At 64.5% G+C, this 26,861-nt stretch carries 1 protein-coding gene; it reads left to right on the top strand.

Annotated elements, in window-relative coordinates; translation table 11 throughout:
* The first annotated feature begins 253 nt into the window (after window positions 1–253).
* On the top strand, window positions 254–26,830 hold the full coding sequence (locus QM609_RS17125; RefSeq protein WP_283337317.1) for a non-ribosomal peptide synthase/polyketide synthase: 26,577 nt from the start codon (window positions 254–256) through the stop codon (window positions 26,828–26,830).
* The last annotated feature ends 31 nt before the right edge of the window (window positions 26,831–26,861 follow it).

Here is a 26,861-nt window from a genome sequence, read left to right on the forward strand (position 1 = left end):
TGCAACACTGCGGTGCTCCTGACGCCTGACGACGACAAATTTTGATCCTGAGTTCGGACCTTCGGGGAGGTTCGGACTTCGAAGCGACCCTTCGTCGAGGTCGATGACCTTCGGCTGCGCTCTCGCAGGATCGCCACATGGTTTCCACTCGATATCGAGGCGGTGCGATGTTTCTCTTCAATCCCCGAGCCACACTTCCCGGCGCTGATCGTGACAACGCTGATCGTCACAACGCTGTGTGGGGGTGGTCGTGATGGATACCGACAAGAGGATCGACCCGCTCACCGGATCGCGAAGCCTGCCGGCAGGAGCGTTCCCCCTGTCTGCGGTGCAGCGCAGCATGTGGTTTGCGCAGCAACTTCACCCGACGGTCCCGTACTTCATCGCGCAGTACATCGAGTTCCACGGCGATTTGGACATGCAACTGCTCAGTCGCGCCGCGGTGGAGGCTGCCCACGAGTTCGAATCACCGTTTCTACGGTTGATGTACCCGGATGGGGAGCCCTGCCAGATCGTGGACTTCACGATCGACCCGGGCATCGACTACTTCGACTTCCGCGAGCGTGAGAACCCTCGGCAGGCTGCCTCGGAGTGGATGGACAACGATTACGCGACGACGCTCGATCTGACTCGCGATCGTCTCGTCGAGATGACAATTCTTCAAACTGGTGATCGGGATTACCTGTGGTACACCAGGATTCATCACGTCGCTCTCGACGGATACAGCGGTATGACGATCGTCAATCGGATTGCGGCGATCTACACCGCAGCCGTCGAAGGTCGAGAACCTGCGGTGAACAAGGCGCTCGACGTCACGACGCTGTCCGAGCTCGACCAGAAGTACCGCGAATCGAGCCGATTCGAAGCCGACCGCGAGTACTGGGCCCAGCGTGTGTCGGGCGTCGAACACGGTTCGACATTGGCCACCCGTGAGGGACCCCCGACTGCACGCAGTGAACTCGTCAGTGCCGCGATGTCGGCGAACAGCCTTGCTGCCTTGGACGAATGGAATTCACGTTCCGGTGCAACTCCGGCCGCAGTGTTGATTTCGGCACTGGCGTGCTACCTGTCCCGCAGTACCGGCTACGACGACGTGCTGATCAACCTGCCGGTTTCCGCGAGGACGACGGCACCGCTGCAGCGGTCCGGCGGAATGCTGGTCAACGTCGCGCCGCTACACATCCACGTAAACCCGGACGAAAGTGTCGACGATCTGGTCGGGCGCGTGCAACTCGAACTTCTCGGTGCGCTTCGTCATCAGCGATGCAGCCTCGAGGACATCCGGCGTGATGCCGGTCTGACCGTCGGCGACGCGCGTCTGTCCGGCCCGATGATGAATGTGATGCTCTTCCGGCAGGAGATAACCCTCGGGCCACTGACCGGTGAGTATCACATCGTCACGTCGGGTCCGGTCGAGGATCTGCTGGTCAACGTGTACCAGAGCGGCGATCCGGCGCAGACGTTGATCGACTTTCGCGGAAACCCCAATCGCTACGGACACGACGAACTGGCCGAGCACCACCGGGCGTTCACCGAGTTGGTCGCAGAACTGACAGCAGCACCGGCCGGTACGCCGATGAACCGGATTCATCCGGCAAGTGCCGAGGCAGGGGCGCGCAGTGCACAGCGCAGGGAACTCGAGCGGTTCTGGGCGAGATACCTGGGGGACTCCGACGAGGGCTCCACACTGGACCTCGAGACACTGGGCCTCGAGCGAATCGACGCCGAATCGGAGCCCACCGGTACGAATCGGCTGAGCGTCCCACTCGATCCCGCGGTCGCCGAACTTGCGCGCACGGAAGGCGTCTCCCTCTTTGCCGTTGTCCATGCCGCATTTGCTTCGTTGCTGTCGAGATCGACCGAGCGCCGGGACGTGCTGATCGGAACGAGGACCGAGTGGGGAACCTTGCCCCTGCGCTGCGAGGTCGATCCGGCGGCGCCGTTCGACGAGTTCGTGAGTTCTCTTGCTCGAGAACGCGATACGTTGTCGATTCGATCGGCGGCAGGTGTCCCCGCACTGCCCGAGTTGCACGTCCACCTCAACGACGGCTCGCAGGAGACCACGATTGCCGGCCTCGACGTGGCGATCGACGTCCACGCAGATACCGGCGCCCTCGAGGTTGCGTACTCCACGCAGCACTACGCCGAATCCACGGTCCGAGCCTTCCTCTCGCGACTGGTGCGGATCCTTGCAGGCGCAGCAGCAGCCCCGCGAACGCCGGTCGGAGACCTCGATCTCCTCGACGACTTCGAGCGCGAGTCCCTGGTACCGGCGCGGGGAGCGACCGCGTCCTCCCCGTTGACCCTCCCCGATATTCTCCGCCGGGCCTCGGCTGTGAACCCCGATGCCCCAGCGCTCGTTTTCGGTGATCGTGAGGTGAGCTACCGGGATCTCGACGGCGAGTCGAACACACTCGCCCGTGAACTGATCAACAGGGGAGTCGGCCCCGGCACCTATGTCGCCCTTGCGCTGTCGAGGTCTCTCGAATCGGTGACCGCGACGTGGGCGGTGGCCAAGACCGGCGGTGCCTTCCTCCCGATCGATCCGCACTACCCCGAGGATCGTATTCGGCACATGCTCACCGATTCGGGAGCTGTAGTCGGAATCAGTGTGGGGGAGCACCACGGCGGGCTCGCCGATTCGGTGGATTGGCTGCTCCTCGACGAACTGGACACCTCGCACCAGTCCGATGCACCGGTCGACGACGCCGAGCGGCGTACGCGCCTGAGCTACGACGATCCGGCATACCTCATCTACACGTCCGGCTCCACCGGTGTCCCCAAAGGCGTCGTGGTCAGTCACCGCGGGCTGAGCAGCTTCGCCGACGAAGAACGAGTCAGGTTCGGAGTCGAACCTGGAGACCGCACCCTGCATTTCTCTTCGCCGAGCTTCGACGCTTCGGTCCTCGAACTCCTCCTTGCCTTCGGGGGCGCGGCAACCATGGTGATCGCGCCGCCCACCGTGTACGGCGGCGACGAACTGGCACAGGTGATGCGTATCGGACGGGTCACCCACGCATTCGTCACCCCGGCCGCGCTGGCAACAGTCGATCCCGCCGGCCTACCGGATCTACGAGTGGTCGTGACCGGCGGCGACGCATGCTCACCCGCGCTGGTGGATCAGTGGTCACACGGACGCTCGATGTTCAACGCGTACGGACCGACCGAAACCACCGTCGTCGCCACTCTGACCGGACCGCTGAGCAGCGATGTTCCCGTCACCATCGGGAAGCCGATGCGCGGAGCCGCAACCGTCCTCCTGGACTCGCGGCTTCAACCGGTGCCGATCGGTGTCGCCGGCGAGCTCTATGTGAGCGGTGTCGGTTTGGCGCGCGGGTACCACGCGCGTGCCACGATTACGGCCGAACGATTTGTTGCCGACCCCAACGGTGTTGCGGGAGAGCGCATGTACCGCACGGGTGACCTCGCGCGGTGGAACGGCGAGGGTGAGCTGGAGTACCTCGGCCGGAGCGACTTCCAGATCAAGATCCGCGGTTTCCGCGTCGAGCTCGGCGAGATCGACGACGTGCTGCGCCGCCACCCGAGCGTCGCACAGGCAGTCACCGCCGGAGTTGCGGGCCCGAGTGGGGAAACACTGTTGGCGGCGTACGTCACGGCGGCTGCGGGCACACACATCGACAACTCCGAGCTGGTCGCCCACGCGAGATCTTCGTTGGCAGCCCACATGGTTCCCGCGCGGATCGTCGTCCTCGACTCCATTCCGTTGACTCCGGCAGGAAAGATCGACAGGAAAGCGTTACCGGACATCGATTCTGTGGGCGGGTCGGCTGAATACCGTGCCCCCGAGACCTCGACCGAGAAGCGAATTTCGGCGGTGTTCTGCGATCTGCTCGGTATCACCCGGGCGGGAGCAGACGACAGTTTCTTCGACCTCGGCGGTGACTCGTTGATCGCGACCCGCGTCGTGTCGCGAGTCAACGGAGCTCTCGGAACGACGCTGAGCGTTCTCGACCTCTTCGAGGCGCCGACCGTCTCCGCTCTGGCAGCACGTGCCGACCTCGCGGACTCGCGGAACACACGCGCCCCGGCACTGACGCGTATCGATCGCCCTGACCGGATACCGGTATCTCTGGCGCAGCAACGAATGTGGCTGACCAATCAACTCGATCCGAGTTCGCCGGCGTACAACATTCCGATCGCGGTTTCGATGACCGGCGATCTCGACGTCGATGCACTGTTCACCGCGCTGCGGGACGTCATCGTTCGACACGAGATCTTGCGGACCGTTTTCCCCGAGAGTGCGCGTGGCCCCGTCCAGCACGTTCTCGATGTGGACGAGATGTTCGATCATCTCGAGGTGGAAACGGTACCTGCCGCAGCGACCTCGGCGCGGGCGAGTGAGCTCGCGCGAGAGGGATTCGACGTCAGCGAATCGGTGCCGATCCGCGCGACTCTGCTCGAGGTGAACGAACGCGAGCACACCTTGGTCCTCGTCGTGCACCACATTGCAGCAGACGGCCTGTCGATGGCGCCGCTGGCTCGTGACGTGATGGTGGCGTACGCCTCGCGGGCGAGCGGACGCGTGCCGGCGTGGCTGCCACTCGAAGTGCAGTACGGCGATTTCAGCGAGTGGCAACGCGGAGCGCTCGGTGAAGCGTCCGACCCGGATTCGATTCTTGCCGAGCAGTTGCGGTTCTGGTCGCACACGCTCACCGAACGCGGTGAGCTCGCGGAACTGCCGATGGATCACCCGCGGCCTGCGGGTGTCTCGCTGCGCGGTGACGATCTCGATTTCCGGATCGACTCCGCGACGTACCGCCGGGTCGGCGAGATCGCGGCGCGCAGCGACGTCAGCGTGTTCATGGTGATCCACGCCGCGCTGGCCGTCCTGCTCAGCCGAGAATCCGGAGCGAACGACATCACGATCGGCACTCCGGTGGCCGGGCGGAGCGAGCGCGCTCTCGACGACGTCGTCGGAATGTTCGTCAACACGGTGGTGCTGAGGACGGTTCTCGAGGGGGGACTCACCTTCGGTGAAGTTCTCACCCGCGTCCGCGACGTCGACGTGGCGGCCTTGCAGCACACCGAAGTGCCGTACGACGTACTCGTCGAATCCCTCGCAGACAACCAGGCGCCGCTGTTCCAGGTGATGCTGGTGATGCAGGGCGCCGCTCCCACCGAGGTCACTTTGCCCGAGCTCGAGGTCACGGTCGACGAACTGTCGACGGGCGCGGCAAAGTTCGATCTTCAGGTCATTCTCACCGACCGCGGCGACCATCTCGACGGCCAGTTGAACTACGCCAGCCAGCTTTTCGACTCGGACACCATGTCCGGCCTCGCTGATCGCTTCACGATGCTCCTCGACGCGGTAGCTGCCTACCCGGAATCCGTCGTCGGCGACGTCGATCTCACAGCTCCGGGCGAGGCGGAACTGGTCCTCGAGCGTTGGAATGCCACCGAACACGCCGTACCGATCACCACCCTCTCGGACCTGGTGGCGGAGCAGGCAGCCCGGACACCCGAGGGGGCCGCGCTGGTCTACGGCGAGCGGACACTGACCTATGCGGAGTTCGACGCGAGGGTCGGTGAACTTGCCAGAACCCTCATCGCCCGCGGGGTCGGCCCGGACATGCGCGTCGCGGTGTCGATTCGACGGTCACCGGAACTACTCGTCGCGGTCCACGCCGTGATCCGTGCCGGTGCGGCATACGTCCCGGTGGATCCCGATCATCCCGCCGAGCGCATCGCGTACGTCTTCGACATCGCGGAACCGATCTGCGTGCTGAGCCGGCCCCAGGACCACGGCGCTCTTCCCGCGCGAGTCCCGATCGTGGACGTCGATCTCGATCGTCAGGTGTCCACGACGGCGCCGATCACCGACGCTGATCGGCTCGGACCCCTGCGCCCGGACAATGCTGCTTACGTGATCTTCACGTCCGGATCGACGGGTCGACCGAAAGGTGTTGCAGTATCACACCGTTCGATCGTCAATCGCCTGCTGTGGATGCAGGACACGTACCCCCTTCACTCGTCGGACGTGGTGCTGCACAAGACCCCGGTGACCTTCGACGTCTCGGTGTGGGAACTGTTCTGGCCCCTGCAGACCGGCGCGCAGTTGGTGATCGCGGAACCGGACGGGCACCGTGATCCCGGGTACCTGTCGGCGTTGATTGCCGAAAAAGGCGTCACGACGGCGCACTTCGTTCCGTCGATGCTCGCGGAATTCGTCGCTGCCGCGACTGCCGGGCAGTGTGCAAGCCTGCGTCAGGTGTTCTGCAGCGGTGAAGCGCTCGCGCCTACCACTGCGGAGGCGTTCACCCGTCTGAGTTCTGCGGGACTGTTCAACCTGTACGGACCCACGGAGACTGCCGTCGACGTCAGCGCCGCCGAATTCACCCCCGACATGACCGTCACCGTTCCCATCGGTGCGCCCGTGTGGAACACCCAGCTCTATGTCCTCGACGGGCGGCTGCATCCGGTTCCGGTCGGCGTTCACGGCGAGCTGTACCTGGCGGGAGTGCAACTGGCGCGTGGATACCTCGGGCGCAGCGATCTCACCGCCGACAGGTTCGTGGCCGACCCGTACGGCCCGTCTGGCACCCGGATGTACCGAACCGGTGATGTCGTCCGGTGGCGCGCCGACGGGCTGCTCGACTATGTCGGTCGACGCGATTTCCAGGTCAAGATCCGCGGGCAGCGCATCGAACTCGCCGAGGTCGAAGCAGCGTTGCTCAGGCTGCCCGGTGTCACGCAAGCTGCTGCTCTCGTCCATCACGACGACGTGGTCGGTGACAGTTTGGTCGGCTACGTCATCGCCGACACCGGCACTTCGATCGACACGGACGGCCTACGCACCGAGTTGAGAGGTCTCCTTCCGGCCTACATGGTTCCCGCTGTGGTCATCGCCCTCGACGTGTTCCCTCTCGGTTCGACCGGCAAGCTTGATCGGAAGGCTCTGCCCGCGCCCAGCTTCGACAGTTCGCAGACGTATCTGGCGCCGCGAACACCGCTCGAAGCGCAGTTGGCGGCGATCTTCGAGGAGCTTCTGGAATCCGGGGCAGTCGGTGTTCACGACAACTTCTTCGAGATCGGCGGAAACAGCCTCGTCGCTGCACGCGCTGTGGCGCGCGTGAACGATTCGCTGTCGTTGAACTTGTCGATCAGAGAGTTGTTCGACGCGCCGACCGTTGCGCAGTTGGCGGTCGAGTGCGCCACGGCTCGAGGGGGAGCGGCAGTCCTTCCGCTCGAGGCATTGCCGCGGCCACAGACGATCCCGCTGTCGCTGGCACAAAAGCGCATGTGGTTCGTCAATCAATTCGACGTCACGTCCGCGGCGTACAACGTCGCCATAGCGATCAGGCTGAGAGGCCGGTTGGACGTTGCCGTGTTGGAGGGCGCGATCACCGACGTGCTTACTCGCCACGAATCGCTGCGCACGCTGTTTCCCATGGTCGAGGGAGTGCCGGCGCAGGTGATCGTCGAACCCGGTGAAGCGTTGGGCGCGCTGCCGGTTGTCGCCGCAAACGCCGAAGCGGTACTCGGGGAGATCGAACGTCTCACCTCGAGGGGCTTCGACGTCACGCAGGCTCCACCGATCAGGGCGGAACTGATCGAGGTCGACGAAGAAGATCACGTCCTGACCGTGGTCGTCCATCACATCTGCGCCGACGGATTCTCGATGGCACCGTTGGCGTTCGACGTGATGAGCGCGTACTCGGCAAGGCATCGAGGTGAGGCGCCCGACTGGTCTCCTCTTCCGGTCCAGTACGCGGACTTCGCCATCTGGCAGGAAAGGGCTCTCGGTCGGATCGACGAAGCGGACAGCACTCTTGCCGGTCAGCTCGAGTACTGGACACGTCAACTGGCGAGTGTTCCCGAAATTCTTGCGCTCCCCGCAGATCGACCGCGTCCGCGTGTGCAGGATCTCTCGGGCGGCGTCGTTCGATTCGACATCGATGCCGGCATCCACCGTCGTCTGAGCGAAACCGCGATCGAACACCGAAGCAGTATGTTCATGGCGGTACACGCCGCATACGCAGTGCTCGTGGCGAGATTGTCCGGCATGGAAGACATCACGATCGGCTCACCGATCGCCGGGCGCGGAAATGCCCTGCTGGATCCGATGGTCGGTATGTTCGTCGGCACGTTGGTCCTGCGCGCCGACGTCGACCCCGCCGCCTCGTTCACCGATCTGTTGGCCAGAGTTCGCAGCACCGACCTCGACGCCTTCGCTCACGCAGACGTCCCCTTCGAGCGCGTCGTCGATGCGCTGGCTCCGGAGCGGTCGACGTCGCATTCACCGTTGTTCCAGGTGATGCTGGAGTTCAAGAACACCACTCGGCCAGCAGTTCGTCTGACGGATTTGGACGTCGAGGTCCTCGAACTCGAATCCGCCGTCTCGAATTTCGATCTGCAACTCACGCTTGCCGAGACCTTCGACGACGACGGCCGGCCGGCCGGAATCGAGGCCGGGTTCACCTACGCCAGCGCCCTGTTCGACGAGTCGACCGTCGAAGGTTTCGCTCGATACCTGGTTCGGATTCTCGGTGCTGTCACCGAATCACCGCACACGCCGGTCGGCGACATCGATCTCGTGAGTGATCTCGACACGATTCGCGCCGTCGCACCGGAACTTCCCGAGCAGGTTCACTTCTCGACGTTGCTCGAGCGGAAGTACGTCGACGAACCGCAGAGGGCTGCACTGATTTTCGGCGACCGCCATCTGACCTACTCCGATCTGGACCGCCGCGCCAACCGGCTTGCACGACTGTTGATCAGCCGCGGGGTCGGTCCGGAATCCGTTGTCGCCCTGGCATTACCACGCTCACTGGAATCCGTGGTCGCGATCTGGGCGGTTGCCCGGTCCGGCGCTGCATTCGTACCCGTCGACCCGGCGTATCCCGTCGACCGCGTGCACCACATGATCAACGACTCGGGAGCGGGCGTCGTTCTCACCACCGCCGAGCATGTGGGTGTCGTCCCCGACGAGGCAGACGCCGTTCTGCTCGATCAGGCAAAGACACTCGCAACCCTCGAACAGATCGGTGATCAGCGGATAGATGCCTCGGAGCTGCTGGCTGCGGTGTCCCTGGACAACCCGGCCTATGTCATCTACACCTCCGGTTCCACCGGCGTCCCCAAAGGCGTCATGGTCACTCACCGTGGGCTTTCGGCACTCGCCGAGCAGGAACGCAGTCGCTTCCGCGTCGAGTCGACCTCGCGCACGCTGCATTTCAGCTCACCGAGCTTCGACGCCTCGATTCTCGAACTCCTGATGGCTGTTGGTGCCGGGGCCACGATGGTCATCGCCCCACCGAGCATCATCGGCGGAACCGAACTGACGAGTCTGATCGCCGACCAGCACCTCACGCACGCCTTCATCACACCAGCCGCACTGGCCACGGTCGATCCGAGCGGACTGAACGAGCTGGTGTGCATCGGAACCGGCGGCGACGTCTGCCCACCCGACCTCGTCGCCGCCTGGGTCAGCGATCACCGGATCATGATCAATGCCTACGGACCAACCGAATCGACGGTCGTCGCCAGCATCACCGAGCCGATGTCCCCGACCGATCGAGTCACGATCGGTCGCCCGTCGACAGGCATCACCGCGTGGGTCCTCGACAATCGCCTGCACCGCGTCCCGGTCGGAGTGACGGGAGAGCTGTACGTCAGCGGCGACGGACTCGCCCGCGGTTACCGAAACCGCGCCGGCACGACCGCCGAACGATTCGTGCCCAATCCCGCGGGCAGTGCGGGCACACGGATGTACCGAACCGGCGACCTCGCCAGGTGGAACAAGAACGGCGAACTCGAGTACCAGGGTCGAGGCGATTTCCAGGTCAAGATTCGCGGATTCCGCATCGAACTCGGCGAGATCGAGGCAGTTCTGGCTCGCTATCCCGGCGTTGCACATTCCGTGGTGACCACGCTCGAACGTGACGGAGGCGCCGCACGGATCGTCGGATACGTCGTGCCTGCCAACGACGCTCAGACTGTGGATCCCGAGGCCGTCATCGCGTTCGCGGGCTCGGCTCTGGCCCCGTACATGGTTCCTGCGGTCGTGGTCGTTCTCGACGAACTGCCGATGACTGCCAACGGAAAGCTCGACCGCCGAGCCCTGCCGGTTCCCGACTTGCGAGCAACCCAGGCACGCTCGCGGGCCGCCGAATCCGATACCGAACGCACGCTGGCCGCCTTGTTCGTCGATGTCCTCGGTGTCGAATCGGTGGGCGTCGACGACTCGTTCTTCTCGATGGGCGGCGATTCGATCATGTCGATTCAGCTCGTCGCCCGTGCCCGCGATGCCGGGCTCGTCTTCACCCCGCGTGACGTCTTCGAGGTGAAATCGGTCGCCGGTCTTGCGGTTTTGCTGGCATCGACCAAGGACGACGAACCCGAGGTGCTCGAGGAACTTCCCGGAGACGGCGTGGGCCACGTGCCGTTGATGCCGGTGGCTCAGTGGTGGCTCGACCGGCTCGGCTCCGATCTCCGAGGTCTCGATTCGTTCTCCCAAGCGACTCTTCTCAACGCGCCGCACGGGCTTCACAGTGTGGAGCAGTTGACCGCGGCTCTTCAAGTTGTTCTCGATCGTCACGACATCCTTCGCGCACGCCTCGAGCTCGACGGCGAGCGCAGGCTTGTTGTCGGCGAGCCGAGATCTGTTGCAGCCGAGGATATTTGCCGGGTGATCGAGGTAGAGGCCGAGCCGGGCACCGCGGTGTTCGACGCGGCGATCGTCGACGCACTGGACGGTGCGCGCCGAGAGCTCGACCCCGGCCGGGGCGTGATGGTGCGGGTCGTCTGGTTGTCCGGCGTGCACAACACCGGCCGGCTGCTCCTGGTAATCCACCACCTCGCCGTCGACGGTGTCTCCTGGCGCGTCCTCGTGCCGGAACTTGCGTCGGCTTTCCACCGCATCGATGCAGGCGAGGAACCGGAGCCGTCGTACTCGGGCACGTCGGTTCGTCGTTGGTCGCATGCGCTCCGCGACATCGCGCCCGATCGAAAAGTCGAATTGCCCCGGTGGCGTTCGATACTCGAAGGTGCCGACCCGCTGATCGGAACCCGGCCGCTGGACCCGCGGCTCGACACGTTCGATTCGGTCGGCCGAGTTGTCGCCGACGTACCCGTCGAACTGTCCGACACAGTCCTGACCACGCTTCCGGCGCTTTTCGGTGGATCAGTCAACGACGGTCTCGTTGCTGCTCTCGCACTGGCACTGACGCAGTGGAGGCAGGCACAGGGCATACGAACCGACAACGTACTCATCTCGATGGAGGGCCACGGACGCGAAGCTCACGTGGTGCCCGGTGCGGACGTCCTGCACACGGTCGGCTGGTTCACCAGTGTCTTCCCGATGCGAATCGACCTCGCCGACATAGACATCGCGAACGTGTTGAGCAGCGGCTCCGAGGCAGCGGTGGTTCTCAAGCGGGTCAAGGAAGAACTGTTGGGAGTTCCGGACAGCGGCATCGGCTACGGAGTTCTGCGTTATCTCGACGAGGTGGGCCGAGCGGAACTGGAAGATCTCCGCCAACCGCAGATCTCGTTCAACTATCTCGGTCGCTTTTCCGGCACCGAAGCAGGAGAGTCACTGGGGGACTGGGCACTTGCGCGTGACGTCGATCTGGAAGAGGCAGCTCGGTCCGCCATGCCCGTGGGTTCGGTCCTGGACGTCAACGTCGTCACCACCGAGATCTCGGGCGCACCGCACATCGGTGCCACTATCGCCTATCCCACCGGCGTGCTGGCAGAGCGCGATGCTCGCGCCATCGCCGACCTCTGGGTGCAGGCGTTGCGCGCGCTGGCCACCTATGCCGAACACAGCGAACGCGGGGGACTCACCCCGTCGGACATCGACCTGATCGACCTCGACCAGGATTCCATCGACCACCTCGAGCGCGAGTTCCCGACACTGACCGACGTCTGGTCCCTCTCACCACTGCAATCCGGACTGCTCTTCCACGCCCGCTACGCCGAACACACTGTGGACGCGTACACCGTCCAACTCGCACTCGAACTCGACGGCGTCGACGCGTCCCGGTTGCACCGTGCCGCACAGGCACTGCTCGACAGACACGAGAACCTACGCGCGGCGTTCACGACCGACACCGGTGGACGATCGGTGCAGGTGATCAACGCAGACGTTGACGTGCCGTGGACCGAGATCGACATCTCTCCGTTGGCCCCCACCGAACAGGCGACCGAGATACGCGAGCTTCTCCATGCGGATCGGGTCCGCGGCTTCGACATGGCCACTCCGCCCCTGCTGCGGTTCCTGCTTCTGCGAACCGGTGACGACGCGTATCGGTTGATCCTGACCAACCACCACATCCTCCTCGACGGATGGTCGATGCCGCTGCTGGTCCGCGACCTACTGACGCTCTACGCGACAGACAGTGATCACAGTGCCATCCCACGCGTACACCCCTACCGGGACTATCTGAGCTGGATCAGCACTCGCGACGACAGCGTGTCGATCGAGGCCTGGGGCGAAGCACTCCGCGGACTCGACGACCCGACGCTGCTCACCGGAACTCACGCCGTCGACGAGGACGGCGCTACCTCACGCTCGACGACCACAGCGCTCGGAGAACGTGAGACGGAACTTCTGCGTGGATTCGTCCGCTCCCGTGGCCTGACGACAGCCTCCTTGATCCAGGTGGCCTGGGGAATCGTGCTCGCCGAACTCCTCGGCCGCGACGACGTCGTCTTCGGTGGAACCGTCTCCGGCCGACCACCCCAGGTGTCCGGCGTCGAGTCGATGGTGGGTTTGTTCATCAACACCGTCCCCGTCCGAGTTCGCCTCGATCCGCGAGAGTCCCTGGCGGCGCTGTGCGTTCGCGTCCAAGCGGAACAGGCGCGGTTGTCCGATCACCATCATGTCGGGCTTTCGCACATCACTTCGGCTGTGGGGTCCGCTGCATCGTTCGACACGCTGACTGTGTTCGAGTCGTATCCCGTCGACCGCGGTGGACTCTCCTCCGGTACCGACATAGCCGGAATGCACGTTCTCGACGTCCACGACGCCGAGGATGCCGCGCACTATCCACTCGCGATCGTTGCCTCTGCGGCAGACGGGCGACTGCGGCTCAAATTCGAGTATTTCCCGGGAGTCCTGGGCGATCACGACATCGACGCGATCGCCGACCGGCTGCTCCGCACCCTCGAGCTGATCACCGCGCAACCGGATCTCCCGCTGGCGAAACTGCGCCTGATGCCGGATTCGCAAGTGCAGCAATTGGTTCCCGCGCGCGGCCGGCAGGGCCGCTCGGTCAGGACACTCGATCGCATCTTTTCGGACACCGCGAGCAGATTCCCCGAACGGGTCGCACTGTCCTGTGGTGAGAGAAAGATGACCTATCGAGAGCTGGACGAGGCGTCGAACCAGTGGGCGCGCGTGCTCATCTCGGAAGGCGCCGGCCCGGACTCACGGGTGGCGATCTGTGTGGAACGCTCCTTCGAATCCGTCGCAGCGGTCTGGGCGATCACCAAGACCGGCGCCGCCTTCGTGCCGATCGATCCTCGCTACCCGAGTGACCGGATCTCGTTCATGCTCGAGGACTCGGCATCCTCGCTCGGATTGACCACGGCTGCCCACAGACCCGGCGACGGCGGTGTGACGAAGTGGCTCGAACTCGACGACCCGACGAGCATCGCTCGGCTCTCCGGAGTATCCGCGGCGCCGCTACGCGAGGACGAGCGCCGGGGAACCCCGCGGTTGGAGAACACCGCCTACCTCATCTACACCTCGGGCTCGACCGGCCGACCCAAGGGCGTCGTCGTCACGCACACCGGTCTCGAGAACTTCGCCGACGAACAGCGTCATCGCTACGGTCTCACCGAGAATTCACGCGCACTGCATTTCGCCTCTCCGAGCTTCGACGCCTCCGTTCTCGAGTACCTGCTCGCCTTCGCCGTCGGCGGCGAACTGGTCGTAGCTCCCACCACCGTCTACGGAGGAACCGAACTGGCCGACGTTCTCCGCGAGGGACATGTCACCCACGCGTTCATCACGCCTGCAGCGCTGACGTCGGTGGATCCCGAGGGAATCGACGAACTGACCACCATCACGGTGGGCGGCGAGGCGCCCTCGGCGGACCTGGTGCGCACCTGGGCGCCGGGAAGATCGTTCGTCAACGTCTACGGACCCACCGAAACCACCATCTCCTGCAACCTCAGCGACCCCATCCCGGCCGGCGAGAAGGTCTATCTCGGACCGCCGAACCGCGGATTCAGCGAGGTCGTCCTCGATCGCAGACTTCAACCGGTGTCCGTCGGAGTTCCCGGCGAACTGTATGTCGCCGGAGTCGGACTCGCGCGCGGCTATCACGGGCGCTCACCACTGACGAGCGAACGATTTGTCGCCAACCCGTACGGCGAGCCGGGGGAGCGGATGTACCGCACGGGCGACGTGGTGCGCTGGCGCAGCGACCGCACCATCGAGTACCTCGGACGCAGCGACTTCCAGGTCAAGATCCGCGGCTTCCGTATCGAACTCGGCGAGGTCGACACGGCGTTGGGTCAGCTGCCCGGCGTGGAGTACGCGGTCACGTTGGCGGTGCGCGGACCCTCCGACGAGCAGGCCTTGGCGGCATATGTCGTCTGCGACGACGAACGCCGGGTGAGCGCCGAGGACATCCGGGCGGCGGCACGGGAGCTACTGCCGGCACACATGGTGCCCGCAAGCGTCGTCGTGCTCGACGAACTACCGCTGACCGGCGTCGGCAAGGTCGATCGGGCTGCTCTTCCGGCGCCTCGTTTCGACACCGACGCCGAGACACTCACTGCACCGGCCACCGAGTTGGAACGGCTGGTGGTGGGCGTTTTCGAGGACGTGCTCGGAGTGTCTCCGATCGGTATCGACACTCACTTCTTCGACGTCGGCGGAAACTCACTGACCGCGACCCGCGTCATCGCCCGCGTCAACGCACTTCTCGGCACCGACATCGGCGTTCGAGGACTGTTCGAGTCTCCGACAGTTCGGCAGCTCTCGCGTCTGGCGGAGAGCGTCGGCCGCGGAGAGAACCCCAGACCACCGTTGACTCGGCGATCCCGCCCGGACCCACTGCCCGTGTCACTGGCACAGAAGCGGATGTGGTTCCTCAACCAGTTCGACGTGACGTCCCCCGCCTACAACGTTCCCCTGGCAGTGCGCCTCGACGGCGATCTGGACTTCGCCGCATTGCAGGCCGCGGTAGCGGACGTACTGGGGCGCCACGAGAGCTTGCGGACGAAGTTCCCCTCGATCGACGGACAGCCGGTTCAGCAGGTGATGTCCAGCGACGAGGTCATGCCGATCCTGGAGCCGGAAATCGTCACTGCTGCCAGAGTGTCCGATCGAATCCTCGAGCTGGCCTCGGCAGGCTTCGACGCCTCGGCCGAAGTTCCGATCCGCTGCGCGGTCCTGCGCGTCGACGGGGACGAGCGCAGGCACGTACTCGTGATCGTCGTCCACCACATCGTCGCCGACGGGTTCTCGATGAACCCCCTCGCAGCGGACGTGGCAGCGGCTTACGCGGCCCGCAGTGCCGGCAGTGCGCCGAACTGGTCGGAACTGGTCGTGCAGTACGGCGACTTCGCTGTGTGGCAGCACGAAGTGCTCGGCTCCGAGGAAGATCCGGACTCGGCTCTGACCCGTCAGCTCGATTACTGGAAGGACCGACTCGCGGGACTGGGCGAGCCGATCGCGTTGCCGACGTCGTTCCCACGTCCGGCAAAGCCGTCCATGGTCGGCTCGGTCCACCGGTTCGCGGTATCGCCGCAGACCCATCGGGCGCTGACCGACCTGGCACGTGAGCACGGCACCACCATGTTCATGCTCATGCACGCAGCACTGGCGGTACTTGCGGCGCGCCTGGCCGGTACCGAGGACATCGCCATCGGGACACCCGTCGCCGGCCGCGGCGAGGCCGAACTCGATCACCTGGTCGGTATGTTCGTCAACACTCTCGTGCTGCGAACACAGATCACGCCCGACGCGTCGTTCGAGGACGTCCTCGCCCAGGTTCGCGAAGGCGACCTCGGCGCGTTCCAGCACACCGATTTGCCCTTCGAAAGGTTGGTCGACGCACTCGACCCGGAACGCTCGACTTCGCACACTCCGTTGTTCCAGATCCTCATCGAGTTCCGCAACAATGCACTCCCACAACTCGAATTGCCGGGGCTGTCGGTCTCGGGAGTCGAGTTCGACCTACCCGTCGCCAAGTTCGATCTGCAACTCTCGGTCACCGAGCGTTACGACGCGGATGGCGGAACGGATGGCATCGACGCCGAATTCATCTACGCCACAGACCTGTTCGACGGTGACTTGATCGATTCGTTCTCACGCAGACTGCTCACCATCCTCGAGGCGGTCTCCCGAGAGCCGTCGACTCCTACCGGTGACATCGACGTCGTGAGCGCCGACGAGCGTCGACAGATGCTGACCGAGTGGAACACTCACGCCGAACCGGCTCCAGCGGACAACATCGCGGACCGATTCTTCGAGGCTGTTGCAGCACATCCGTCGTCGACCGCGGTCAACGACAGCGACGGCGCCATGACGTACGCCGAACTGGACGGGCGCGCTAACCGCCTGGCCCGACTCCTGATCGGCCGCGGTATCGGTCCGGAATCCGTGGTTGCCGTTGCAATGCCCAGAACCACCGATCTCGTGCTCGCCCTCGTCGCCGTCATCAAAACCGGAGCGGCATACCTGCCGGTCGACATCACCTACCCGGCCGAGCGCATGCGGTTCCTCTTCGACGACGCGCGGCCGGTATGCCTGGTCACGACCGGAGACTTCCGAAGCGACCTACCTTCGGAGATCATCGAATCCGGCATAGACGTCGTCGAACTCGGATCGCCGGAGATCGCGGTACGCCTCGATCACTCCGCGCCCCGTCGCATCACCGACGCGGACCGGACGACACCACTTCTGCCCGACGCGATCGCGTACATCATCTACACGTCCGGATCCACAGGGCGCCCCAAAGGTGTCCAGGTCAGCCACCGAAACGTCCTGACTCTGATGGACAACACCGCCCCGACGTTCGGGTTCGACAACACGGACGTGTGGACCATGTTCCACTCGTACGCATTCGACTTCTCCGTCTGGGAGCTGTGGGGGCCGCTGCTACACGGGGGCCGGCTGGTCGTCGTCGACTACTACACGACCAGATCACCGGACATGTTCCACGAACTGCTCCGCCGTGAGCGAGTGACGGTCCTGAACCAAACGCCCACCGCCTTCTACCAACTCGCCGAAGCCGACCGTGCGTACTCACCGAACGGCACCGGTCCCGACCTTGCACTGCGCTACGTCGTCTTCGGTGGCGAAGCGCTCGACCTCGGGCAGTTGCGCAAGTGGTACGACAGGCGGGCCGACACGGCTCCGACGTTGGTCAACATGTACGGGATCACCGAGACGACAGTGCACGTCAGTCGAATCGCACTCGACCGCAACGACAGCGAGCACGCGTCGGCGAGCATCATCGGGCGAGCAGTACCGGGATTGTCCGTCTACGTACTCGATCGGCGACTGAACTTGGTACCACCAGGTGTCGTCGGCGAAATGTACGTCGCCGGTGATCAGGTGACTCGGGGATACCTCGGGAAACCCGCATTGACTTCGGTGCGGTTCCTTCCCGATCCATTCGGTAGTTCGGGGGATCGAATGTATCGGAGCGGGGACCTGGCGAGGTGGAACGACGCGGGGCAGTTGGAGTACGTGGGCCGCAGTGATTTCCAGGTGAAGGTGCGTGGTTTCCGCATCGAACTCGGAGAGATCGAAGCCGCAATGCTCCGCTGCCCCGGCGTCGCTGCCTCGGTAGCACTTGTTCGGACAGAGGGAGCGTCACCGCGGATCGTCGGGTACGTGGTCGCCGAAACAGGCAGTACCGTCGATTCAGCGACGGTGACCGACTTCGTCGCCGCCGAACTCGCGGAGTACATGGTGCCCACCGCGATCGTCGTCCTCGAATCGCTTCCACTGACGGTCAACGGAAAGCTCGACCGACGCAGCCTCCCGGCTCCGGACTTCACCGTCACGGGACCAACCGAGGCGACGCGGGCGCCGGCCACCGCTACCGAAGCGGTCCTCGCGGACCTCTTCGCGGAGGTGCTGGGTCGGGGCAGTATCGGAGTGGACGATTCTTTCTTCGGTCTCGGCGGCGATTCGATCATGTCGATCCAACTCGTCTCACGGGCGAAGTCCGCAGGCCTCGTCTTCACTCCGCGGGACGTCTTCGAAGCGAAGACCGTGGCCGGCCTCACCAAAGTGCTCCTCATCGAATCATCGGAAACGGCACCGGTTCTCACGGAGCTACCCGGCGGGGGAGCCGGCCCGCTACCGCTCACGCCGATCATGGAGTGGCTCGTCGAACGCAGTCGCGGTGACCTGAGCACGATCCGCAGTTACAGCCAGAGCGCGCTGATCGCACTGCCCGCGGATGTCTCCGGCCCCGCGCTGGAACGAGCATTGCAAACGATCCTCGATCGTCACGACGTGCTGCGGGCGCGCCTGGACGCCGCGACTCACCAACTCGAGATCCGCGAGCCAGGGAGCATCACCGCCCCCGACATCCTGCGCCGAACCCCCATCGTGTCCACCAGCGGCGAAGAATTCGTCGCCGCTGCGGAAACCGCGATGCAGGACGCATCCGGCCGCCTCGATCCCGAACACGGGAAGATGATCAGCGCAGTCTGGTTGGATCCCGTCAGCTCGAACGGCAACCGGGCCGAAGCCGGACGGTTGCTCCTGGTCCTTCATCACCTCGCGGTCGACGGTGTGTCCTGGCGCATGCTCGTCCCGGGCCTGGTCACTGCTTATGCCTCGGCGTTCGACGGAGAAACACCGATACTTCCGCCGGGCGGAACGTCGATACGTCGCTGGGCGACAGCGCTCGCCGAGACCGCTGCGCAGCGACGCGACGAGATCGACCTGTGGTCGAGAATGCGGACCGACGAGCCATTGCTCGGGGCACGCGGGCTCGACCCAGCCGTCGATGTCGGAGCCACCGTCGACCGAGTCAGCGTCGACGTTCCGACCTCCGTGACCGAGAACGTCATCTCGACGGTGCCTCAGCATTTCGGAGGCTCGGTGAACGACGGACTGCTCGCTGCTCTAGCGATTGCCGTCACCGCCTGGCGTCGATCGCGCGAACAGCGCAGCGGGGACGTGCTCGTCAACCTCGAAGGGCACGGCCGGGAGGAGAACGCCGTACCGGGCGCCGACCTCTCGCGCACGGTCGGTTGGTTCACCACCTTGTTCCCCGTCCGGATCGATCTCACCGGACTCGATGTCGTCGATGCACTGGCCGGGGGATCAACCGCCGCCTCCGCCGTGAAACTCGTCAAGGAAACGCTGCTCGGCCTGCCCGACAACGGAATCGGGTTCGGCATCCTGAAGTACCTCGATCGAAACGAGGAACTTCGTGAGCTGCCCACGCCGCAGATCTCGTTCAACTACCTCGGACGATTTGCCGGCTCGGATCCCGAGCACGGCGAAGTGCCGTGGCTGCCGATCTCGGAAGTGACCCTCGACGAAGCGCACAGCGGCGAATTGGCCGCCGCGTCGGTGCTCGACATCAACGCCGTCACGACCGATACCGCACACGGTCCGATTCTGCGCGCTACGTGGTCCTTCCCCCGCGGCATTCTCAGCGAGGCCGAAGTCACCGATCTGGCGGAGCTCTGGGCCCGAGCACTGGGCGCACTGAGTGAATACGTGGAGGAACACTCCGAGCGCGAGCTCACGCCCACCGATCTCGATCTCGTCACCGCGGATCAACAGAGCATCGAACAGCTCGAGCGCAGATTCCCCGACCTGACCGACATCTGGTCACTGTCACCTCTGCAGTCGGGCATGCTCTTCCACGCCCAGTTCGACGAAACCGAAATCGACCCGTACATGGTGCAACTGACCCTCGAGCTCGGGGGTCGGGTGGAGGCGCCGCGCCTGCGCCGCGCCGCGCAGGCCTTGGTTGATCGTCATCCGAGCCTGCGCGCGGGATTTGTCTCCGCACCGGGAGGGCGGGCACTGCAGGTGATCCGTTCCGGTGTCGACATCGGCTGGGCCGAGATCGACCTGTCCGGGGCCGAAGACAGTGAAGTCGCGTTCGGTCAGCTGCTCGAACGCGATCGCGCTCATCGTTTCTACATGGAAACAGCCCCGTTGATCCGCTTCATGCTCGTGCGAATCGGACCGGACACAGCACGCCTCGTCGTGACGAACCACCACATCCTGCTCGACGGCTGGTCCACCCCGCTGTTGCTTCGAGACCTGCTCACTCTCTACGCAACCGACGGTGACCCCGAGATTCTGCCCCGAGTTCAGTCGTATCGCGACTATCTCTCCTGGATCTCGAAGCAAGAACCCGAGACTTCGCTACGGGCGTGGCAAGAAGCGCTACGGGGCGTCGACACGTCCACCCACCTCTCGAGGGCAGACACCGCCGCCGAAACCGTGGCAAGTGAAATCCACTCGTACTCGCTGCCGACCGAACGAGCCGAGACTCTTCGGGCGTTCGCGCGAAGCCGCGGTCTGACCATGGCGACCCTGGTACAGGTGGCATGGGGAATCGTGCTCGCCGAACTTCTCGGACGCGACGACGTCGTCTTCGGCGGAACGGTCTCAGGACGCCCACCACAGGTGCCCGGCGTGGAATCGATAGTCGGCCTGTTCATCAACACGGTGCCTGTCCGAGTCCGCCTCGACGCCCGAGAAACCCTCGCCGAACTGGCCATTCGCGTGCAATCCGAGCAAGCGTCATTGCTCGACCACCACCACATCGGACTGTCGGACATCGCCGGAGCAGTCGGCGCCGCCGGTTCCTTCGACACCCTGACGGTATTCGAGTCGTATCCCGTCGACGAGACAGCCCTGACCGCCGAAACCGACATCGCGGGAATGCACGTTCTCGGCATCGACGGACGCGACTCGGCGCACTATCCGATTGCCGTGGTGGCGTCCGAAAGTGACACGCTGAATCTGAAGATGGAGTACTTGCCGACGCACTTCTCCGCCCGCGAAGTCGCCAAGATCACCGAGCGCGTGGGCATCGTCCTCGGGCAACTCGCCTCGGCACCGGATCAGCCGCTGGCCCGTCTGCAGGTTCTCACGGAGTTCGAGAGCCGTGATCTTGCGCCGGTCTTCGGCTCCCCGGGGCGCTCCGCGCGAACGCTCCCAGAGATTCTCGCCGACGTCTCTGCCACCTATCCCGACCGCATCGCGCTCTCGGCCGGCAGCCGTTCCATGACCTACGCCGAACTGGACCGGCGCTCGAACCAGTTGGCCAGAGCCATGATTCGCCGCGGCGCCGGGCCCGAGACGTCGGTTGCCATCGGCATCGAAAGGTCCGTCGAATCCGTACTCGCGGTGTGGGCGGTGGCCAAGACCGGCGCAGCGTTCGTCCCCGTCGACCCCACCTATCCGGCTGACCGAATCGAACACATGCTCAGCGACTCCGAGGTGCTGTTCGGGTTGACCGTCGTCGACGCCATCGACACACTTCCACCCATCGTGTCCTGGTTGGTGCTCGGAGAAGAGGCATTCGACGACGACGTCGCCACCAGTTGCACGCTGCCGATCACCCAGGACGAACGGCGTGCACCGGTGGTCATGGACAACGCCGCCTACGTGGTCTACACCTCGGGATCCACCGGCCGACCCAAGGGAGTTGTCGTCACCCACACCGGACTCGACAGCTTCGCACTCGACCAGCAGCGTCGATTCCACGCAGATCACCACTCTCGAACCCTGCACTTCGCCACCCCCAGCTTCGACGGAGCCGTCTTCGAGTACCTGCAGGCATTCGGTGTCGGAGCCACCATGGTGATCGTCCCGACCGACATCTACGGCGGCGCCGAACTGGCAAGTCTCATCCGCCGCGAACACGTCACTCACGCGTTCGTCACCACGGCAGCGCTCGCCACCGTCGACCCGGCCGGCCTGGACGAGTTCCGGCACGTCGTCGTCGGGGGAGAGACACTACCGCCGCATCTCGTCGGCCTCTGGGCTCCCGGACGAGAATTCGTCAACGCCTACGGCCCGACCGAGACAACCGTCATGGCAGACATCAGCGAACCCATGACAGTGGGCGCACCCATCACGATCGGTGGACCGATCCGCGGCGTGCACGAGATGATCCTCGATTCGCGCCTGCAACCTGTACCCGTCGGAGCTCCCGGTGAGCTGTACATCGCCGGCATCGGCCTGGCTCGCGGATACCACCGGCGTCCCGGCCTGACCAGCGAGCGATTTGTCGCCGACCCCTTCGGCAAGCCAGGCGACCGGATGTACCGCACGGGCGACATCGTCTCCTGGCGAAGCGATCACACCATCGAATACGTCGGGCGTAGCGACTTCCAGGTCAAGATTCGCGGATTCCGCATCGAGCTCGGCGAGGTCGACGCCCAGATCACCGCAATGGCGAGTGTCACGAATTGCGTGACACTCGGCGTCGACGGACCGGCCGGCGCCACAGTTTTAGCGTCCTACCTCACCGTCGAGGAAGGATCGACGCTGACCGGGGCAGAGATCACCGCGCACCTCGCCGGACGTGTTCCCTCGCACATGGTTCCGGCCAGCATCATGATCGTCGACGAGCTACCGCGCACCGCGGTCGGCAAGCTCGATCGAAAAGCGTTGCCGACGCCGGAGTTCACCGGAACCGGTGTGGAATTCCGGGCGCCCGGCACCAGCCTCGAACGTCGGATCGCCGATGCGTTCATCGACGTACTCGGCGTCGAACGGGTCGGCGTCGACGACAATTTCTTCGAGCTCGGCGGCAACTCGCTGATCGCCACTCGCGTGGTCTCGCGGCTCAACTCCGCACTGAACATCGACGTCGGGGTGCGCGTGCTGTTCGAGGCACCGACGACGGCTCAGCTCGCCGAACGGCTCTCCAGCGCTGTCACTGCCGTCGGCACTGTGCCGCTCACTCCCATGGAGCGCAATGGCAGCGTCCCGCTCTCGTTGGCGCAGAAGCGCATGTGGTTCCTGAACCAATTCGACACACGCTCAGCCGCGTACAACATCCCACTAGCTGTTCGCCTCACCGGTGACCTCGACGTCACGGCCATGCAACAGGCCATCGCCGACGTCGTCGAGCGGCACGAAACACTGCGGACGGTGTTCCCCGCCGTCGGCGGCGATCCGATTCAGCAAGTGCTCACCGTCGACGAGGCAGTACCGCCGGTCCGTGAAATGACGTTGGGGGAGGACGAACTCGCAGAGCGCATGCAACGACTCGCCACGACCGGCTTCGACGTGTCGGTGGACCTGCCGCTGCGCGTGGCACTGTTCCGACTCGACACCGCTGAACCCGTTCACATTCTGTTTGTCGTGGTCCATCACATCTGCGCCGACGGTTCGTCGATGGCGCCGCTCGCACGCGACGTGATGACGGCCTACCTGGCGCGTACGGCAGGGACCGAGCCCACGTGGGCGCCACTCGAGGTGCAGTACGCAGACTTCACGTTGTGGCAGCATCGCGTCCTCGGATCGGAAGACGACCCGGAATCCGTCATCAGTCGCCAATTGCACTACTGGAGTGAGCAACTCGCCGGACTCGACGACGTCATCGCACTGCCCGCCGACCACCCGCGACCCGTGCAACAGACCTTCCACGGTGACCGATTCACCTTCGACATCGACGCGAACACCCACCGCGCCCTCGCGGACCTCACCAGGGCAAACGGTGTCACGATGTTCATGGCGCTGCACGGCGCGCTCGCAGTGCTGATGTCCAAGTTGTCGGGCGCCGACGAAGTCACCATCGGCACACCGATCGCCGGCCGAGGTCAGGCAGCGCTCGACCATCTCGTCGGAATGTTCGTCAACACACTGGTCCTGCGAACCAGCGTCGATCCCGACATCACGTTTGCCGACCTGTTGGAGCACGTCCGGGAAATCGACCTGGCCGCATTCCAGAACTCGGACCTGCCATTCGAACGGCTCGTCGACGTCATCAACCCAACCAGATCCACGTCGTACTCACCGTTGTTCCAGGTCGCCCTCGAACTTCAGAACAACGAACCCGCACATTTCCACCTACCCGGCCTCGACATCGACGGACTGACCGTGGAAACCAAATTCGCGAAGGAGGACCTGGAGCTGATCGTCGACGAGAAGTTCGACGAGTTCGGCATCCCGGCTGGGATGTCCGCAGCCTTCGACTTCGCAACCGATCTCTTCGAACCCGCCACCATTCGTCGGTTTGCCGACCGACTGCGCCTGATCCTGGACGCTGTCGGACGCGAACCCGCAACACGTATCGCCGACATCGGCATCCTCGGCGCCGACGAAACAGCTGCCCTGGTGCCGGCATCCGGTGCCGCCGCGACTCGAGCGCGGGTGTGGCCGGAGATCCTCGCCGAAGCAGTCGCCTCGAACCCGGATGCCCCAGCCCTCTCGAGTCGCGAGAGGTCGATGACCTACCGCGAGCTCGACGAGGAATCGACGAAGCTGGCGCGCGCGCTGTGTCGGCGCGGCGTCGGTCCCGAAGATTTTGTGGCGCTGGGTCTACCGCGGTCCACTGCGGAGATCGTCGCGATCTGGGCGGTCACGAAAACCGGTGCAGCATTCTTGCCGGTCGACCCGAACTATCCCGACGATCGCATCAACCACATGCTCGACGATTCGCGGGCCGTACTCGGCATCACCGACGACGCTCACCGCAGTCAACTTCCCGACACGGTCGAGTGGATGGTCCTCGATGAAGCCGAGACCGTCGACGAGATCGACGCCCAGAGCGCAGCCGCGATCACCGATCGCGACCGCACGATCCCCTTGCATCACGGGCATCCCGCGTACCTGATCTACACCTCGGGTTCAACCGGGAAGCCGAAGGGCGTCATCGTCACCCACCTCGGGTTGTCAAACCTCAATGCGGAGGAACATCAGAGATTCAACGTCCAGCCCTATTCGCGGATCTCTCACCTGGCATCACCGAGCTTCGACGCCTCGGTCTTCGAACTCATGATGGCGTTCGGCAGCGGAGCGTGCCTGGTCGTCATCCCACCGACGGTCTTCGGCGGATCCGAGTTGGCCGAAATCTTTGCCGACGAACACGTCTCACACGCGTTCATCACTCCGACCGCGCTCAGCTCGATCGAAAGCTCCGCGCTACCCGAACTCCGCGTACTCGCAGTCGGTGGCGAGGCCTGCCCACCCGAACTCGTGGACATCTGGGGCCGCGACCGTCGCATGTTCAACGGATACGGACCCACCGAATCCACCATCCAGGCCAGCGTCAGTGAACCCATGCGGCCGGGCAAGGACATCAACATCGGACGACCGGCCATCGGCTTTGCCGGACTGGTCCTCGACGGGCACCTCAAGCCCGTGCCGGTGGGAGTCATCGGGGAGCTGTACGTGACCGGCCCCGGACTCGCCCGGGGATACCACAATCGTCCCGACCTCACCGCCGACCGATTTGTCGCCGATCCGTTCGGCGAACCAGGCCAGCGGATGTACCGCACGGGCGACCTGGTGCGCTGGCGCTCCGACAGCACCCTCGAATACCTGGGCCGCAGCGACTTCCAGATCAAAGTCCGCGGATTCCGCATCGAGCTCGGCGAAATCGACTCTGTCCTGATGGCACACCCATCCGTCTACTTCGCCGCCACACTCGGGCACGAAGCGCCGTCGGGGGAGACGATGATCGCCTCCTACATCCAGCCCGTGGAAGGACAGACCGTCGACGACTGGGAGCTTCGCCGCCATCTGTCTTCTCGCCTGCCCGCGCACATGGTTCCCGGCGCGATCGTCGTCGTCGACCGCATTCCGGTGACACCGGTCGGCAAGCTGGACCGCAAGGCACTGCCGACCCCGAGCTTCGAGCGACGCACGGTCCCGTACGCACCGCCGACAAACAACACCGAACGAACGGTCGTCGACATCTTCGAGACCGTGCTCGGGCACGAGCACATCGGCGTCGACGACGACTTCTTCGAACTGGGCGGAACGTCGATCGTGGCCACTCGCATCACCATCGAACTCGAGAAGCGTCTCGGGATGCGAGTGCCGTTGCAATCGCTTTTCCTGGACCCGACACCTGCCGGAGTCGCCCGGGCTGCCGACGGAATGGACGCACACTCGCCGGACGATTCGTCGGATCTTCTCGCCCCGATGATCACGCTGCGCGCCGGATCCGATCGTGCACCACTGTTCTTCGTCCATCCGGGTATCGGATTGTCCTGGGGTTACGCAGAATTCGTCAAGCATCTCGAGCTGGATCAACCCGTCTACGGTCTTCAGCTACCGTCCCTGAGCGGCGGGCCCAGCTTCGACTCGCTGACCGAACTCGCAGACGACTACGCGAATCGCATTGCAGCCGTGGCATCGACCGGCCCGATCCATCTGGCCGGCTGGTCGCTCGGCGGCGTGATCGCACACGCCGTGGCACACAGCCTCACTCGGAGCGGACGTGACGTGACTCTGTCGATACTCGACAGCTATCCGTCGTCGGATTCCGATCAGCCCGCAGAACTCTCGGTCTCCGAACTACTGGCCGGGCTCGCGATGCCGGCGGGATCCAAGACGGTCGAGACCTTCGAAGAAGCGGCGGAATTGCTGGAGCAGACCCTGGGTGCCGGAATCGGAATCGAAGCGGAGCATCTGGCGCGGATCAGTCGCGGTTACTCCCACTCCGTCGAATTGACGAATCGGCACCAACCGCCTGTCCACGTTGGAGCCATCGAGTTCTTCGTAGCCGGAAGATCTACGGAGAACGGACACAATGTCGACGAATGGCGAAGGTTTGTAGAAGGGGACATCCGAGTCACCGAAGTCGATTGCGAACACAACCAGATGATCGAACCGGGTCCGGCGGCAACCATAGCTGTACGATTGCGAGAAGTTATCGCTCAGTGGGGTGTCTGAACCAGGTTCGACATGGGTATGAGTGAAACAC

The organism is Rhodococcus sp. IEGM 1302, from assembly GCF_030056935.1.
Taxonomy (GTDB): domain Bacteria; phylum Actinomycetota; class Actinomycetes; order Mycobacteriales; family Mycobacteriaceae; genus Rhodococcus_F; species Rhodococcus_F qingshengii.